Origin of the sequence: Burkholderia anthina (assembly GCF_902498995.1) — a bacterium.
GTDB classification, from domain to species: Bacteria; Pseudomonadota; Gammaproteobacteria; order Burkholderiales; family Burkholderiaceae; genus Burkholderia; species Burkholderia anthina.
Genome location: NZ_CABVLY010000018.1, coordinates 53,365 through 68,915 on the forward strand (window position 1 = coordinate 53,365; position 15,551 = coordinate 68,915).

General features: G+C 68.4%; 14 protein-coding genes. 8 read left to right on the plus strand and 6 right to left on the minus strand.

The annotated features are described in order from the left end of the window. Positions 1–163 precede the first annotated feature (163 nt). Positions 164–2,023, plus strand: coding sequence for a dihydroxy-acid dehydratase (gene ilvD, locus BME24068_RS22045; protein WP_096499112.1), 1,860 nt, complete (start codon positions 164–166; stop codon positions 2,021–2,023). Positions 2,024–2,132: 109 nt separating this feature from the next. On the opposite strand, the gene BME24068_RS22050 is transcribed toward ilvD, so the two are convergent. Together BME24068_RS22050 and BME24068_RS22055 are read right to left on the minus strand one after the other, a co-directional pair. Beyond that, positions 2,133–2,900 (minus strand): SH3 domain-containing protein, encoded by a 768-nt coding sequence (locus BME24068_RS22050; RefSeq protein ID WP_174927366.1) that lies wholly within the window; start codon positions 2,898–2,900, stop codon positions 2,133–2,135. Between the two features lie 33 nt (positions 2,901–2,933). Further along, on the minus strand, positions 2,934–3,371 hold the full coding sequence (locus BME24068_RS22055; RefSeq protein WP_096499116.1) for a hypothetical protein: 438 nt from the start codon (positions 3,369–3,371) through the stop codon (positions 2,934–2,936). 305 nt (positions 3,372–3,676) lie between these two features. Between BME24068_RS22055 and BME24068_RS22060 the strand changes: the two genes are divergently transcribed. Next, positions 3,677–5,248: a sigma-70 family RNA polymerase sigma factor gene (locus BME24068_RS22060; protein WP_174927367.1), complete on the plus strand. Its 1,572-nt coding sequence runs from the start codon at positions 3,677–3,679 to the stop codon at positions 5,246–5,248. A 208-nt stretch (positions 5,249–5,456) separates the two neighbouring features. Further along, entirely contained in the window at positions 5,457–6,335 is an 879-nt protein-coding gene (locus BME24068_RS22065) for a helix-hairpin-helix domain-containing protein (protein WP_096499120.1), read from the plus strand. A gap of 61 nt (positions 6,336–6,396) precedes the next feature. Here BME24068_RS22065 and BME24068_RS22070 read toward each other — a convergent pair whose 3' ends face one another. Beyond that, complete coding sequence (locus BME24068_RS22070) at positions 6,397–6,822, minus strand: helix-turn-helix domain-containing protein (protein ID WP_174927368.1); 426 nt, start codon at positions 6,820–6,822, stop codon at positions 6,397–6,399. A gap of 140 nt (positions 6,823–6,962) precedes the next feature. On the opposite strand from BME24068_RS22070, the gene BME24068_RS22075 reads away from it, so the two are divergent. Continuing rightward, entirely contained in the window at positions 6,963–7,460 is a 498-nt protein-coding gene (locus tag BME24068_RS22075) for a DUF2938 domain-containing protein (RefSeq protein WP_174927369.1), read from the plus strand. Positions 7,461–7,547: 87 nt separating this feature from the next. On the opposite strand, the gene BME24068_RS22080 is transcribed toward BME24068_RS22075, so the two are convergent. Next, complete coding sequence (locus BME24068_RS22080) at positions 7,548–8,621, minus strand: tetratricopeptide repeat protein (protein ID WP_174927370.1); 1,074 nt, start codon at positions 8,619–8,621, stop codon at positions 7,548–7,550. A gap of 56 nt (positions 8,622–8,677) precedes the next feature. Further along, complete coding sequence (locus BME24068_RS22085; protein ID WP_096499128.1) at positions 8,678–9,118, minus strand: MarR family winged helix-turn-helix transcriptional regulator; 441 nt, start codon at positions 9,116–9,118, stop codon at positions 8,678–8,680. 189 nt (positions 9,119–9,307) lie between these two features. Here BME24068_RS22085 and BME24068_RS22090 point away from each other — a divergent pair, with 189 nt between their 5' ends. Next, positions 9,308–10,789, plus strand: coding sequence for a DHA2 family efflux MFS transporter permease subunit (locus tag BME24068_RS22090; protein WP_096499339.1), 1,482 nt, complete (start codon positions 9,308–9,310; stop codon positions 10,787–10,789). A 55-nt stretch (positions 10,790–10,844) separates the two neighbouring features. Here the strand turns inward: BME24068_RS22090 and BME24068_RS22095 are convergent, their stop codons facing one another. Then, the gene (locus tag BME24068_RS22095; protein WP_174927371.1) at positions 10,845–12,359 is read right to left on the minus strand and encodes a succinyl-CoA:acetate CoA-transferase ScpC; all 1,515 of its coding nucleotides are present in this window, start codon (positions 12,357–12,359) and stop codon (positions 10,845–10,847) included. A 685-nt stretch (positions 12,360–13,044) separates the two neighbouring features. On the opposite strand from BME24068_RS22095, the gene BME24068_RS22100 reads away from it, so the two are divergent. Genes BME24068_RS22100 through BME24068_RS22110 form a run of 3 tightly spaced genes read left to right on the plus strand, consistent with a single transcriptional unit; the run spans position 13,045 to position 15,544 of the window. Further along, positions 13,045–13,740: a CDP-alcohol phosphatidyltransferase family protein gene (locus BME24068_RS22100; RefSeq protein WP_096499132.1), complete on the plus strand. Its 696-nt coding sequence runs from the start codon at positions 13,045–13,047 to the stop codon at positions 13,738–13,740. Then, on the plus strand, positions 13,737–14,546 hold the full coding sequence (locus BME24068_RS22105; protein ID WP_096499134.1) for a HalD/BesD family halogenase: 810 nt from the start codon (positions 13,737–13,739) through the stop codon (positions 14,544–14,546). The genes BME24068_RS22100 and BME24068_RS22105 overlap by 4 nt, the downstream gene beginning before the upstream one ends. Then, complete coding sequence (locus tag BME24068_RS22110; RefSeq protein WP_174927372.1) at positions 14,543–15,544, plus strand: HpnL family protein; 1,002 nt, start codon at positions 14,543–14,545, stop codon at positions 15,542–15,544. The genes BME24068_RS22105 and BME24068_RS22110 overlap by 4 nt, the downstream gene beginning before the upstream one ends. Positions 15,545–15,551 lie beyond the last annotated feature (7 nt).

The following is a 15,551-nucleotide window of genomic DNA, read 5'->3' on the forward strand; positions in this document are numbered from 1 at the left end:
ACCCGGCGCATGGCCCGCCCCGTGAGCGCCACTGCCCCATCGGCTGTGGGATAATCGCCGAGTTTGCCCTGGGCGCAGCTCAAGAGGTTGTTCGCACGGGCGCGAGAGAGGCCTTTATTCCCGAGCCTCCACCCTTTTCCGCGATATTTCTTCAGCCATCACCATGCCCACATACCGCTCCAAAACCTCCACCGCCGGCCGCAACATGGCAGGTGCGCGCTCGCTGTGGCGCGCCACCGGCATGAAAGACGACGATTTCTCGAAGCCGATCATCGCGGTCGTCAACTCGTTCACACAGTTCGTGCCGGGGCACGTGCACCTGAAGGATCTCGGCCAGCTCGTCGCGCGCGAAATCGAAGCCGCGGGCGGCGTCGCGAAGGAATTCAACACGATCGCCGTCGACGACGGCATCGCGATGGGCCATGACGGCATGCTCTATTCGCTGCCGAGCCGCGACATCATCGCCGACTCGGTCGAATACATGGTGAACGCGCACTGCGCGGACGCGATGGTCTGCATCTCGAACTGCGACAAGATCACCCCGGGGATGCTGATGGCCGCGATGCGCCTGAACATCCCGGTGATCTTCGTGTCGGGCGGCCCGATGGAAGCCGGCAAGACGCGCCTCGCGAACCCGGTGACCAAGACCGTCGAACTGAAGAAGCTCGACCTCGTCGACGCGATGGTGATCGCCGCCGACCAGTCGTATTCGGATGCGGACGTCGCCGAAGTCGAACGCTCGGCCTGCCCGACCTGCGGTTCGTGCTCGGGCATGTTCACCGCGAACTCGATGAACTGCCTGACCGAAGCGCTCGGCCTGTCGCTGCCCGGCAACGGCACGGTCGTCGCGACGCATGCCGATCGCGAGCAGCTGTTCAAGCGCGCCGGCCGCCGCATCGTCGAACTCACGCGCCAGCACTACGAGCAGGACGACATGCGCGCGCTGCCGCGCTCGGTCGGCTTCAAGGCGTTCGAAAACGCGATGACGCTCGACATCGCGATGGGCGGTTCGACCAACACCATCCTGCACCTGCTGGCAATCGCGCAGGAAGCCGGCATCGACTTCACGATGAAGGACATCGATCGCCTGTCGCGCACCGTGCCGCAGCTGTGCAAGGTCGCGCCGAACACGAACAAGTACCACATCGAAGACGTGCACCGCGCCGGCGGCATCATGGCGATCCTCGGCGAGCTCGAGCGCGCCGGCAAGCTGCACACCGACGTGCCGACCGTGCACGCGCCGACGCTGAAGGATGCGCTCGACCAGTGGGACATCGTCCGCACGCAGGACGAAGCGGTCCGCACGTTCTACCTCGCCGGCCCGGCCGGGATTCCGACGCAGGTCGCGTTCAGCCAGAACACGCGCTGGCCGAGCCTCGACGTCGATCGCGCCGAAGGCTGCATCCGCTCGTACGAGCATGCGTTCTCGAAGGAAGGCGGCCTCGCCGTGCTGACCGGCAACATCGCGCTCGACGGCTGCGTGGTGAAGACGGCCGGCGTCGACGAGAGCATCCACGTGTTCGAGGGCTCGGCCCACGTGACCGAGTCGCAGGACGAAGCCGTCGAGAACATCCTGAACGACAAGGTCAAGGCCGGCGACATCGTGATCGTGCGCTACGAAGGCCCCAAGGGCGGCCCGGGCATGCAGGAAATGCTGTACCCGACGAGCTACATCAAGTCGAAGGGTCTCGGCAAGGCGTGCGCGCTGCTGACGGACGGCCGCTTCTCAGGCGGTACGTCGGGCCTGTCGATCGGCCACTGCTCGCCGGAAGCGGCAGCGGGCGGCGCGATCGGCCTCGTGCGCGACGGCGACAAGATCCGCATCGACATCCCGAATCGCACGATCGACGTGCTGGTGTCGGACGAGGAACTCGCGCGCCGCCGCGAAGAGCAGAACGCGAAGGGCTGGAAGCCGGCGCAACCGCGCCCGCGCAAGGTGTCCGCGGCGCTGAAGGCCTATGCGAAGCTCGTGATGTCGGCCGACAAGGGCGCCGTGCGCGACTTGTCGCTGCTCGACGACTGATGCAAGACGGCGGGCATGCGAACGGCCCGCCCGCCTGATCAGGACGCCGCTCCCCGGAGCGGCTTTTTTTCGTCCGGCGCCGGCGGGGCCGCGGCACCGGCGGCGTCAGTCAATGGCGGAATTCATCGTGGCCACCGCCACCACCGCCACCGCCTCCTCCACCGCCACCGTGGTTTCCGCCGCCGTTTCCGCCGCCTTGCGGGCGTGCATAACCGCCGCCGCCCTGATGCCCCTGCGGCACCATCATCCGCGGCCCGCCACTCGGCGCAGCCGGCGGCGGGCTCGGCGCATGCGCATTGCCGGGGGCGCCCGGCATCGGCGCCGGCGCGCGGTTCGGGCCGTTCCAGCCGCCGCGCGTGGCCGACGGCCGTGCATCATGCTGCGCACCGCCCGGCGCGTGCAGGATCGGGCCGCCCGGCTGCGGGTGCCCCTGTGCCGGCGGCCTCCCACCCGGGCCGACCCGCGGCTCGGGGCGATGCTCCCAGCGATCGCGGTCGTGGAACCACGGCCGGTTCCGGTAGTAGCGATCCCAGTACGCGCCGATCGCGAACCCGGTAATCGGCACGCCGATGATCGCGCCGTACTGAAGCAACGGCACGTAGTTGCCCTGGTACGGGTAGTCGAGCTGCTCCGCGTCGATCCAGCCGCGCACGCCCGGCAGCGCGACATCGCACCACGAGTAGTCGTTCAGGCAGCCGAACACGTCCAGCGCGGTGCCGGGCGGGATCTGTGCGACGACCGGGTAATCGGGCGCGGGCCCGGCATACAGTTCGGCCGCCGAGTTCGTGTAGGCGCTGCTCTGTGCGTCGGCGATGCCCGGTATGGCCGCGATGCCGAAGAGAACGGCGCACAGACTTCGAATGATGGTATTGCTCATGATGCTCTCCCGCGCGGTGCCGCCGCGCGCCGGTCAGTGTCGATGGCCACCGCCCCAATGTCCGCCCCCCCAGTGGCCGCCGCCCCACGGGCGGCGCCAGTATCCGCCCCGGTATCCGCCGCCCCAGTGCCCCCAGAAGCCGAGGCCGATCGTGACGGGCGGGCCGTACCAGCCCGGGTAATACGCGGGATAGTAGGCCGGGTACGGCACGTAGGCCGGCGCGGCATAGGCCGGGGCCTGCGCATAGTCATCCGCCGGCGGCGGAGCGGCCGGCACTGTTGGCGCAGCAGGCGCCGACGAGACGGACGGCGCCGGGCTCGCCGGCGCAACCGGCAACGCCCGCTGCGTCACCGTGGCAGGCACGGGTGCGTAATACGGCCCATAACCATACGGCCCCGTGTAATAGCAGCCGCTCAGCGTCAGCATGGCCAGTGCCATGGCGATCGGCCTCGCGGCAGTGATAGCGTTCATGTATTGCTCCGCAGGAATCCTTGCGCCGCCGCCTGGCGCGCGCCTGCCTCTAGCTTACGTCCCCTGCATATTTCCGCGGGTATGATCGGTTACTTTTTGTTTCCCGCACCGAACGACGGTTCCGGTCGCTGCGGGCACGCCGCGTGCTCGCGCGTCTGCCGCGCCGACGTTGAAGTTCGCGCGAATGCCCTCAACTTGAACCTAGTCAGACTTCCGGCGCGGACGGGCGTTCGCGAGCACCGGCAGCCTGAAACCCGCGGACTTCGGCCCGCCCAGACAGGAACGCGGCTCGCGCCGCCATCGACATGACTACGCCACGCCCCACACTCCGGGCGGACACGCCCCTCGATCCGATCATCCAGTTGCTGGCCCTTGCCGGCGAGCAGGGTTATCTGACGCACGCCGATCTCGTCGACGCGCTGCCGCCCGAAAGCGACAGCCCCGACGCGCTGGACGTCGTGCGCGCCGCGCTGGCGGACATCGGCATTGCCGTGCTCGACGAGCCGGCCGCGCCGGTGCCGTTCGCGGGCGCGGCGCCGGTCGACGTCGATCGCGACGCGCTCGACGAGGGCCGCGCGCTGCTCGGCGAGCTCGCCCGCGGCACGAGCGCGTCGACCGATCCGCTCGCGCTCTACATGCGGCGCATCCATGCGGTGCCGCTGCTCAAGCGCGAAGACGAAATCGTGCTCGCGCGCGAAATCGAAACAGGCCGCCATCAGATCCTGCATGCGCTCGCCGGTTGTCCGGCGGCGGTCGACGTGCTGCTCGCGCGCCACGGCGCAACGGGCGCAACGGGCGCAACCGGCGCGGCCGGCGACGAAGGCGATGACGTCAAGGACGCCAAGGACGCTGACACGCCCGCCCCCGCGCGCAACGACACGCTGCTCGACGCGGTCGCGGCCGTGCGCGGCGCATTGCATGCGCAAGGCTGCCGCTCGACCGAATACCGCGACGCGCGCAACCGGCTCGCCGCGTTGCTCGATACGCTGGCATGGGTTGCACCGGCCGTCGACGACGCGAGCCGCGTCGTGCGTACGCTCGCGTCCACGCCGGCCGATGCGCCGGACACGCCCGCCGGCAGCGACACCGCCTGCTTCGACTCGGTCGCGCGGCGGGCACTCGGCGCCGCGCTGAGCGACGGTCAGCAGAAAGTGCGCGACGGCACCCGCGCGATGCTGGAAGCGAACCTGCGGCTCGTGCTGTCGATCGCGCGCAAGTACATGAACCGCGGCATCGAACTGCCGGACCTCGTGCAGGACGGCTGCCTCGGGTTGATGCGTGCGATCGAGAAGTTCGAATACCGGCGCGGCTTCAAGTTTTCGACCTACGCGACCTGGTGGATCCGGCAGGCGGTCGCGCGCGCGGTCGCCGACCGCTCGCGCACGATCCGCGTGCCCGTGCACGTCGGCGACCAGTACCAGCGCGTGCAGCGGCATGCATTGCGTTTCCGCCAGCGCACGGGCCGTCGCGCGACGCCGGCCGAGCTCGCCGCCGAAACCGGAATGGCCGAGGACAAGCTGCGCGCCGTGCTCGCGCTGCCGGCGGAGCCGCTGTCGCTCGACACGCCGATGCCCGACACGGACACCGGCCTCGTCGACCTGATCGAGGACCAGGCTTCGGCGAGTCCGTTCGAGCGGCTGGCGAACACGCGCATGCACGAATGCGTGACGTCGCTGCTGCGCTCCGTCACGCCGGCCGAGGCCGACGTGCTGCGCCGGCGGTTCGGTCTCGGCGGCGCCGAGCCCGACACCTACGACGCGATCGCGCAGGACGCGGGGATGTCGCGCGAACGCGTGCGGCAGATCGAGAAGCGCGCGCTCGCGACGCTGCGCACGGCCGCCGAGGCCGAAGGCGCGCACGCGTTCCTCGACGCGTAACCGGTTGCGGCGCGCGGCCGCGCGTTGGTGCCCACCCGGCGCGAACGCGACAGTGCCGCGCACGATCCGGTTCCGCCCGCACAACGTTTGCCATTGATGTGCATCAAGTTTTGTTCGTCGCTTGCCGCGACAATGTGCTGAAATGCAAGACAGACCGTCGCATGACGCGCCGCGTCCATTCCGTTTGCGCTTTCCGGGGCCCCTCTCCATGCAGACGAGCGTCAGCGAGACGAACGAGGAAAACCGGCAGATCGCGGCATGCCTGCGCGAAGCCGCGCAGTTGCTTGCCGACCAGGGCGCCAATCCCTATCGGGTTGCCGCATACCGCGCGTCGGCCGACACGATCGAGTCGCTCGACGACGGCCTGCGCACCCGCTTCGAAGCGGGCGGCGTCGATGCGCTCGGTGCGCTGCCGGAGACCGGCACGGGCGTCGCGCAAGCGATCGCCGAGCTATTGGTGACCGGGCGCTGGCGCCTGCTCGACCGGCTGCGCGGCGCAGCGGAACGCGCATCCGCCTTCGAAGCCGTGCCCGGCATCGGCCACGCGCTCGCGCTGCGAATACACGACCAGTTGCACATCGATACGCTCGAGGATCTCGAACGTGCGGCCCGCAGCGGCCAGCTCGAGGCGATCGCGGGCGTCGGCCCGCGCCGCGCGGCCGGCATCCGCGCCGCGCTCGACGACGTACTGACCCGGCGCCGCCGCTGGCAAGGCCACGCGCGCAACGCCGACCCCGGCACCGAACCGCCCGTCGAACTGCTGCTTTACATCGATCGCCTGTATCGCAACAAGGCCGCCGCCGGCATCCTGCCGACGCTCGTGCCCCGGCGCGTGAACGCGGACGTCAGCGTGTCGCCGCCGGTGATGCACCTGACGAAAGGCGGCTGGCATTTCACCGCGCTGTGCCCGTATCCCGCGCGCCCGCAGGACGCCGTTCGCACGGCGGACTGGGTCGCGCTCTACTTCTACGATGCGTTGCAATGCGAGCATCAGCGGACGATCGTCACCGAAACGCTCGGTACGCTCGTCGGCAAGCGCATCGTGCGCGGACGCGAGATGGAATGCCGCATGTATTACGCGGGATGACGCGCGCGGCGCACTCGCCGGGTGCGGCGGGCCGTTGCGCAATGCTGCCCGGCCAGGCCGCCTACGCCCCCTCCGCCTTTGCACGGCGCGCCGGATGACGATGCGCGGCGATACGCAGCAGCTTGCGAAACGACGGGCACTCGAGATGGCTCGGCGCCGGGCAGACGGCCGCATGCCGCAACGCGTCGCGCACCGCACCGAGACGGCGGATCGTGCGATCGAGCTCGTCGGCCTTGTCGTCGAGCTTCGCGCGATCGATCGCGGGCCGGCCGTCCGCGCCGAACATCGCGAGAATGTCGTCCAGCGAAAAACCGGCCTCGCGGCCGAGCGCGATCAGCGCGAGGCGCTCCAGCACCGACTCGTCGTATTGGCGTCGCAGCCCGTGACGACCCATCGGCACGATCAAGCCCTTTTCCTCGTAGTAACGCAGCGTCGACGCGGGCAATCCCGAGCGGCGCGCGACATCGGCGATGTCCAGACGACTCATGCTTGACCTCAAGTGAACTTGAAGTTGCAAGATAGTCGCTCGCATCCTTCGACACAAGCCCGGACCGCCATGACACCGCCGAAACCGCCCCGCCGCCCGTTGCCCCACGCAGCCGCCGCCCTTCCCTGCAAAGGCGCGCGATGACGTCACCCGACCTCCTGCTGCGCATCCTGCTGATCGGCGCAGGCGCGACGCTCCTGATGGATTTGTGGGCGCTGTTCCGGCGCAGGATGTTCGGGATTCCGTCGCTCGATTACGCGCTGGTCGGCCGCTGGCTCGGCCACATGATGCGCGGCCGGTTCCGGCACGCGTCGATCGCCGCCGCGCCGCCCGTGCCGGGCGAACGGGCGTTCGGCTGGGTCGCGCATTACGCGATCGGTGCCGCGTTCGCGATGCTGCCCGTCGCGATCGCCGGCACGGAATGGGTCGGCACGCCGACGCCCATGCCCGCACTCGTCACGGGCCTGGCCAGCGTCGCCGCGCCGTTCTTCGTGATGCAGCCGGCATTCGGCTTTGGCGTCGCCGCATCGCGCACGCCGCAGCCGGGCATCGCGCGCCGGCGCAGCATCGTCACGCATCTGGTGTTCGGCGCGGGGCTTTATCTGGCTGCGGTCGCGCTGCCCGCGCCGGGGTACTGACGGACCAGACCGAAAACGGTCGCGCGACCGCCGCCCGGCGGAGAAAGCGCGCTCCACGTCCATCGAAGCGGAGCGGCCGTCGAGATGTCACCCGCCATCGCTGCGTTGCGCCGTTTCCTCGTAATGGTCGAGCGCGTCGAGCAGCTTGCCCGGCCGGCTCATTGCCGCCTTCAGCTTTGCGGCTTTCTCGATATCGGCCGGCGCCGTGAGTTTCGCGCCCTGATCGAGATACGCCTGCGCACGCGTATCGCCCGCCGCGGCGGCCAGACCGAACAGCGCATTCGCGGCAATCGGATCGTGGTCGACGCCACCACCCGAGTAGTACCTCAGGCCAAGGCGAAACAGCGACGATGCGATGCCCTGCTCGGCAGCCAGCCGGTACCAGCTCACGGCTTCGGTGTCGTCCTTGCGCACGCCCTGCCCGTTTTCATACATCAGGCCGAGATTGTTCTGCGCGTTCGCATTGCCCTGTTCCGCGGCACGCCGATACCAGTCGAATGCGTCGGTATCGCTCTGAGGCACCCCGTGCCCGACGTCGTACAGATAGCCGAGGCTGTTCTGCGCCTTCGGGTTGTCCTGCTCGGCCGCCCGTCGATACCATTTCGCGGCTTCCGCGTAATCCTGCGGCACGCCCTTGCCGTCGTCGTACATCATCCCGAGGAACAATTGCCCTTTGGCCGAGCCATGTTCGGCCGCAAGCCGGTAGAACCGCACCGCCTCCGCCAGATCCTGCGGCACGCCTCGCCCATCCTCGTACGCGCGGCCAAGATTGCCCCACGCGCTCGCGTTGTCCTGCGCGGCCGAGCGCCGATACCAGCCCACGGCCTCCGACGCGCTTTGCGGGACGCCGGTGCCGTCTTCGTAAAGCGTGCCGAGATTGTTCTGCGCGGACGAATCGCCGTGATCGGCCGCACGCCTGTACCACTTCGCGGCTTCGTCGACATTGCGCTCGACGCCGTTGCCGGTCTCGTACATCACGCCCACGTTGTATTCGCCGACCGGGTCGCCGAGCTTCGCCTTCGCCATCGCCTCGTCGAACGTCACGGGCGCATCGTCGTCCCGCGCGAGCCAGACGATGCCGATCCCGAGGATCAGGATCAGCGCGAGCGCGGTGAAAAGGGCAATACGGGTCTTGCGGCCGATTCGTCGTGCCTGTGTCATCTCTCAGTGTTCTCTTTATTGTCGTTGCAAACGGTGCGTCCAGACGGACGCCCGCATCATTCGCCGCCGCTGTCGATCAGGTTGTGGCGCACGCGCCCGAGCAGGCGCACCAGCGTGTCGCGCTCGTCGGGGGTGAACCCGCGCAGCCCGTCGTCGGACACGGTATCGCCCACTTCCAGCATCTGCGGAAAGATCGCGCGCGACTTGTCGGTCAGCCGGATCACGAACGCGCGGCGATCGTCGTCGTTCGCGATCCGCTCGATCCAGCCGTAGCTTTCCATCCGGTCGAGCAGCCGCGTCAGCGAGATCGGCGTGATCTCGAGCCATTCCGCAAGCCGCGCCTGATTCATCTCGCCTTTCCACGTGAGATACGCGAGCACGCGGCTTTGCGCGCGCGTGAGCCCGAGGCGCTTCGCGCGCCGGTCGAACAGGCGTCCTTGCAAACGGGCCACGTCGGAAATCAGGTAGCCGATCCGGTTCTCGTAGGTCTTGTCCATCGGGCGATTATAGGGTCAAGCCGTTCATGGCCCGCGCGACACGGGCACGGCGATGAGCACGAATATAATAAGCGTGCTTATAATTCTGGTCATACCGGATCGCCGCCCACGGCGACCGCTCCACGGAGACACCGCTTGAATCCCCCCGCCGCCGACGCTGCCGCCTCGCCGCCCGCCCTCAATCGGCCGATGCTGACCCTGTCGATCATGCTCGCGACGCTGATCCAGACGCTCGACAGCACGATCGCGAACGTCGCGCTGCCGCACATGCAGGGCACGATGTCCGCGTCGCAGGACGAAATCACCTGGGTACTGACCTCGTACATCGTGGCCGCGGCGATCGCGACGCCGCTGACCGGCTGGCTGTCCGACCGGCTCAGCATGAAGCGGCTGCTGACGATCTCGATCGCCGGCTTCACGATCGCGTCCGCGCTGTGCGGGCTGTCCGAATCGCTCGTGCAGATCGTCGGCGCGCGGTTGCTGCAGGGTGTGTTCGGCGCCGCGCTGGTGCCGCTGTCGCAATCGATCCTGCTCGACATCAACCCGCGCGAGAAGCAGGGTCAGGCGATGGCGATCTGGGGGATGGGCGTGATGGTCGGCCCGATCCTCGGCCCGACGCTCGGCGGCTGGCTCACCGACAGCTACAACTGGCGCTGGGTGTTCTTCATCAACGTGCCGATCGGCGCGTTCGCGCTGGCCGGCGTGCTGACTTTCCTGCCCGCGCGCGCGCCGCGCCCGCACGTGAAATTCGACGCGTTCGGCTTCGCGACGCTCGCGCTCGCGATCGGTGCGTTCCAGGCGATGCTCGACCGCGGCGAACAGCTCGACTGGTTCGGCTCGTACGAGATCCGCATCGAAGCGCTCGTCGCGGCGCTCAGCTTCGCGTTCTTCCTCGTGCATACGGCGACCGTCGGCAAGGCGTCGTTCTTCAAGTCGGAATTGCTGCGCGACCCGAACTTCGCGACCGGCACGCTGTTCATCTTCGTCGTCGGCGCGGTGCTGTATGCGACGCGTGCGCTGTTGCCGCCGATGCTGCAGAACCTGATGGGCTATCCGGTCGCGACGACGGGCCTCGTCACCGCGCCGAGCGGCGCAGGCACGATGATCGCGATGCTGTTCGTCGGGCGATTATTGAAATACGTGGACGCGCGCGCGTTGCTGCTCGCCGGGCTGGCGATTTCCGCGCTCGCGCTATGGCAGATGATGCAGTACACGATCGTGCTGTCCGAGGCGGACATCGTGTGGCCCGGCGTGGTCCAGGGCTTCGGGCTGGGGCTGGTGTTCGTGCCGCTGAGCGCGCTGTCGTTCTCGACGCTGACGCCCGAGCTGCGTGCGGACGGCACCGCAACCTACAGCCTGATGCGCAACATCGGCAGCAGTATCGGCATCTCGATCGTGCAGACGCTGATGACGCGCAACACACAGGTCGCGCACGCCGACCTCGCGACCCACATCACGCCGTTCAACCCGGCCGTGCAGGCGATGGCCGGCAGCCATCTGGACATCGCGCTGCTCGACCGCACGATCAACCAGCAGGCCGCGATGATCGCGTACCTGAACGACTTCAAGCTGATGTTCGTCGCGACGCTGCTGATGATCCCGCTGTTGCTGCTGATCCGCCCGCCGCAGAAAACGGCGAGCGTCGACGTCTCGCACGCGGCGATGGATTGACGGCACGCCGGGCGCACGCATCGCGCGCCCCCGGTGCATCGTGTCAAACCTCCCGTCAGGCCTTCATCGTGCCGGTGCGCACGTAGCGTTCGTGCCACGACAGCGCTTCGGCGAGCAGATGCGGCGTGTGCTTGCCGAAGCTCTCGCGCGACGCGCGCTCGAAGTAGTCCTCGAGCATCGGCCGGTAGTCCGGATGCGCGCAGGTCGCGATGACCTTGCGCGCGCGCTGCTTCGGCGACAGGCCGCGCAGATCGGCGAGCCCCTGCTCGGTGACCACCACCGCGACATCGTGCTCGGTATGGTCGACGTGGCTCGCCATCGGCACGATCCGCGAGATCGCGCCGCCCTTCGCGGTACTGGCCGACATGAAGCACGACAGGTAGCCGTTGCGCGCGAAGTCGCCCGAGCCGCCGATGCCGTTCTGGATCTTCGTGCCCATCACGTGCGTCGAATTCACGTTGCCGTAGATGTCGGCTTCGATCATCCCGTTCATCGCGATGCAGCCGAGGCGGCGCACGAGTTCCGGATGGTTGCTGATCTCCTGCGGGCGCAGCAGGATCTTTTCGCGGAACGTCGCGATCTCGTCGGCGAAGCGCTGCACGGCGGCCGGGCTCAGCGACAGCGCCGTGGCCGACGCGAAGCTCAGCGTGCCGTCGTCGAGCAGGTCGAGCATGCCGTCCTGGATCACCTCGGTGTAAGCGGTCAGGTTCGAGAAGCCGGCCGAGCTCAGTTCCGCGAGCACCGCGTTCGTGATGTTGCCGACGCCCGACTGCAGCGGCAGCAGGTTTTCCGGCAGGCGGCCGCGCTTCACTTCGTGGCGCAGGAAGTCGATCAGCTGATGCGCGATCTGCTTCGACGTGGCGTCCGGCGCGGAGAATGCGTTGCTGCGGTCCGGCGCATCGGTCTCGACGATCGCGACGATCTTGTCGGCCGGGCAGCGCAGGTACGGCTCGCCGATGCGGTCGTCGCTTTTCGTCAGCGGAATCGGCTTGCGGTGCGGCGGCAGCGCGGTGCCGTAGTAGACGTCGTGCATCCCGTCGAGGCCGAGCGGCTGGCGCGCGTTGACCTCGAGGATCACGTGCTTCGCCTGCTCGAGCCACGTCTTGTTGTTGCCGATCGACGCGGACGGAATCAGCAGCCCGTCCTCGCGGATGCCCGCGACTTCGACGATCGCGACGTCGAGCTCGCCGTACAGCCCGAACCATGCGTATTGCGCGACGTGGCTCAGGTGGACGTCCTGGTAGTCGACTTCGCCGCTGTTGATCTTGTCGCGCAGCGTCGGGTCGGACTGGTACGGCAGGCGCATCGAGATGCCGTTGGTGCGGGCGAGCGCGCCGTCGAGTTCCGGCGCGGTCGAGGCGCCCGTCAGGACGTTGATCCGGAAGTCCTCGCCGCGCGCGTGCGCCGCGTCGATATGCGCGGCGAGCGCGGCCGGCACGGCCTTCGGATAGCCCGAGCCGGTGAAGCCGCTCATGGCGACGGTCATGCCGGGGCGGATCAGCGCGGCGGCTTCGTCGGCGGTGCGGACGAGCGAACGCAGGGCGGGAGCGAGGATGCGTGAAGAAGACATGGCTGGTTATCTGACGCTTTTGGTCTGTCGTTGACGTCGCGGGGGGTGTCTCCGGAGCGACGCGAAGCCCTTGGGGCCGCATGGAGCGGCCGGCACCACAGGCACGGTCGGAGTATCGCAGAGGGCATCGCCGCGAAATGTCCGCCGAATGCAAAAGATACTTGCCGAATGTATCGGGTATCGAACGGCCGTTCTGTGACAGGCGCGAACCCTCGACGCGCTGCGCTGCGCACGCAGCGAATGCACTCGAAAGGTGCACGAAAGCGAACGGCGAATCGGTCGAACACTTATTGCGAACGGCTGACCGTCAATCCCCCGAAACCCGCGCGCATTGTCCGCGCGAACGACCGTAATGAACCTGCAAGAATCGACGCGCGATCGCCGCGGCCAATTGTCGCCTGCCACCGTTTTTTCCGGCCTGACCAATATCAAACCGTGCTCGCGCGCAACGCCCCCCTCCGCACACGCATGGAAGCGCCGTCGAACCCGTGCGGCACGCCTGAGCGCCCTTGACGGTCGCGCCACGCGAACCACACCGGATCAGGTATGGCCCGCCTGCCCGAACACCGTTTCGCGCCTCCGGTTCGCAACCGGCCGGTGTCTGGAATACGCGGTAACACTCCCGCATGTCAGGACATTGATCGAATAAAAAGCAACAAATTACAATTCCGTATATATTTCGCCGATGGACCAAAGAAAAACCGCAACACGCTCCGAGCCCCCCCTGCCACGCACCTGGGATGCGCGGCTGGCGCGCTCGCTCGTCCGACCGCTCGTCGACACACCCGTCACCCCGAATCACCTCACCACCGTCCGTCTGCTGATCGGCCTCGCCGGCGCCTGGTGCCTTGCGCACGGCGGCTTCGGCTGGAGCAACGCAGGCGCGTTCCTGATCGTGCTGTCGAACTTCGTCGACCACACCGACGGCGAACTCGCGCGCATCAGCGGCAAAACCAGCAAGATCGGTCACTTTTACGACCTCGCGGCCGATGCGCTCGTGACGGTCGCGCTGTTCGTCAGCATGGGCGTCGGCGTCGTCGCCCAGGGCGGCCGGATGGTCGCGTCGCCGGTGCTGCTCGGCGCGGCGGCCGGCGCGGCCGTCGCGCTGATCTTCTTCCTGCGCATGCGGATCGAATCGATCGCGGGCAAGGCCGGCACCAAGCAGGCATTCGCCGGCGGCTTCGAGACGGAAGACGTGCTCTATCTGCTGCCGCTCGTGACCCTCACCAACGGCGTCCAGCCGTTTCTGCTCGCGGCGTCGATCGGCGCCCCGCTGTTCGCTGCCTGGGTCGTGATCGACTGGTGGCGCGTCGTGCGGCGCGACAACCGCCCGCAGAACCCGGCCGCGCAGAATCCAACCGAAATCCAGGCTTCCAAATGACTCCTAGCACGCGCGACGACTCCGTGCTGAGCCCGGCACGCCCCGCGCCTGCGCGCGCGGTTGCGGCCGATCCCGATCGCACCGTGGCCGACTGTGTCGGCCGCCTCGACCTCGACCATCTGCGCGGCGACTACACGCGCCAGGGGTCGTTCCTGTATCTGGACGCGTTCCTGCCGCCCGACGCCTACGCAAAACTCGCGGATGCCGCGCGCGCGATGCAGCCCGGCCTGAACCGCAATTACCTGCCCGGCCACAAGCAGGGCGGCAGCGTGAGCCGTCATACGATCGACGAGCAGGCGCCGTACATCGCGGAACTGTACCGCTCGAAGGCGCTGCTCGGCTTCCTGGAGAAGGTCACCGGCGACAAGCTGATGCTGTCGCCGGACAACGATCCGCACGCTTACGCGCTGTACTACTACACGAAGCCGGGCGACCACATCGGCTGGCACTACGACACGTCGTATTACGACGGCCGCCGCTACACGCTGCTGATCGGCGTGATCGACGAATCGTCGTGCCGGCTCGACTACGAGCTGCACACGCGCAACCCGGACGTGCCCGACGAACCGGGCTCCGTGCAGATCGCCGACGGCGGCATCGTGCTGTTCGACGGCGACAAGCTGCGCCATCGCATCACGCCGCTCGGCCAGAACGAGATGCGCGTGTCGCTCACGTTCGAATACGTGACGAACCCCGGCATGCGGCCGTGGAAGCGCTTCATCTCGAACATGAAGGACGCGATCGCGTATTTCGGTTTCCGCCAGGTGTTCAAGCAACTGGCGTCGCGACGGACGAGCGGGTCATGACACGCGCCGGCCTGATCCTGCTGTCGCTCGGAACGGCACTGTTCGTCGCCCTGCTCGCGTGGCAGGGCGTCGGCGCGGTCGCGTCGACGTTCCTCGCGGCAGGCTGGGGGCTCGCGCTCGTCGCGCTATTCCACGTCGTGCCGCTCGTGATCGACGCGATGGCGATTTCCGTGATGTTCCGCCACGGCCAGCCGGGCGCCGAGCTCGGCAACGCGCTGCGCGCGCGCTGGGTCGGCGAATCGGTGAACAGCCTGCTGCCCGCCGGACAGATCGGCGGCCCGGTGCTGATGGTGCGCCATCTCGCGCAGCGCGGCACGCGCATGGCCGATGCGGCCGCCGTCGTCACCGTCGGCACGACGATGCAGGCGCTCGCGCAGATGGCGTTCGCGCTGATCGGCATCGCAGCGTTCAGTCTCTATGCGACGCACGATTCGGTCGCGCATCTGCGCACGCCCGCGCTGATCGCCACCGGCGTGCTCGGCGCGCTCGCCATCGCGTTCTACGCGGCGCAGCGGCGCGGGCTGTTCGGCCGCGGGCTGCGCATCGCGTCGAAGCTGCTCGGCCCGCGCGACTGGTCGTCGCTGGCGACCCGCGCGGACGCGATCGACGACGCGGTCGGTGCGCTGTACCGCGATCGCGCGAAGGTCGCGAAGACCTTCGCATTGAGCCTCGTCGGCTGGATCGTCGGCACCGCCGAAGTGTGGCTCGCGCTGCACTTCCTCGGGCACCCGGTCAGCTGGCTCGACGCGCTGCTGCTCGAGAGCGTCGGCCAGGCGATTCGCGGTGCGGCGTTCGCGATTCCCGGCTCGCTCGGCGCACAGGAAGGCGGTTACCTGCTGCTCGCCCCGCTGGTCGGCCTGCCGCCCGACGCGGCGCTCGCGCTGTCGCTCGCGAAGCGCGCGCGCGAGCTCGCGCTCGGCCTGCCCGGCCTGCTCTATCTGCATTTCAGTGAAAGAAACTGGCAGCGGCGCCGTGCGCCGCAGCCGCTCGCCGACTGATCGTTCA

Coding starts and splice junctions, on each gene's coding strand:
- ilvD (WP_096499112.1), top strand. CDS start 164: ATGCCCACATACCGCTCCAAAACCTCCACCGCCGGCCGCAACATGGCA.
- BME24068_RS22050 (WP_174927366.1), bottom strand. CDS start 2,900: ATGAGCAATACCATCATTCGAAGTCTGTGCGCCGTTCTCTTCGGCATC.
- BME24068_RS22055 (WP_096499116.1), bottom strand. CDS start 3,371: ATGAACGCTATCACTGCCGCGAGGCCGATCGCCATGGCACTGGCCATG.
- BME24068_RS22060 (WP_174927367.1), top strand. CDS start 3,677: ATGACTACGCCACGCCCCACACTCCGGGCGGACACGCCCCTCGATCCG.
- BME24068_RS22065 (WP_096499120.1), top strand. CDS start 5,457: ATGCAGACGAGCGTCAGCGAGACGAACGAGGAAAACCGGCAGATCGCG.
- BME24068_RS22070 (WP_174927368.1), bottom strand. CDS start 6,822: ATGAGTCGTCTGGACATCGCCGATGTCGCGCGCCGCTCGGGATTGCCC.
- BME24068_RS22075 (WP_174927369.1), top strand. CDS start 6,963: ATGACGTCACCCGACCTCCTGCTGCGCATCCTGCTGATCGGCGCAGGC.
- BME24068_RS22080 (WP_174927370.1), bottom strand. CDS start 8,621: ATGACACAGGCACGACGAATCGGCCGCAAGACCCGTATTGCCCTTTTC.
- BME24068_RS22085 (WP_096499128.1), bottom strand. CDS start 9,118: ATGGACAAGACCTACGAGAACCGGATCGGCTACCTGATTTCCGACGTG.
- BME24068_RS22090 (WP_096499339.1), top strand. CDS start 9,308: ATGCTGACCCTGTCGATCATGCTCGCGACGCTGATCCAGACGCTCGAC.
- BME24068_RS22095 (WP_174927371.1), bottom strand. CDS start 12,359: ATGTCTTCTTCACGCATCCTCGCTCCCGCCCTGCGTTCGCTCGTCCGC.
- BME24068_RS22100 (WP_096499132.1), top strand. CDS start 13,045: ATGGACCAAAGAAAAACCGCAACACGCTCCGAGCCCCCCCTGCCACGC.
- BME24068_RS22105 (WP_096499134.1), top strand. CDS start 13,737: ATGACTCCTAGCACGCGCGACGACTCCGTGCTGAGCCCGGCACGCCCC.
- BME24068_RS22110 (WP_174927372.1), top strand. CDS start 14,543: ATGACACGCGCCGGCCTGATCCTGCTGTCGCTCGGAACGGCACTGTTC.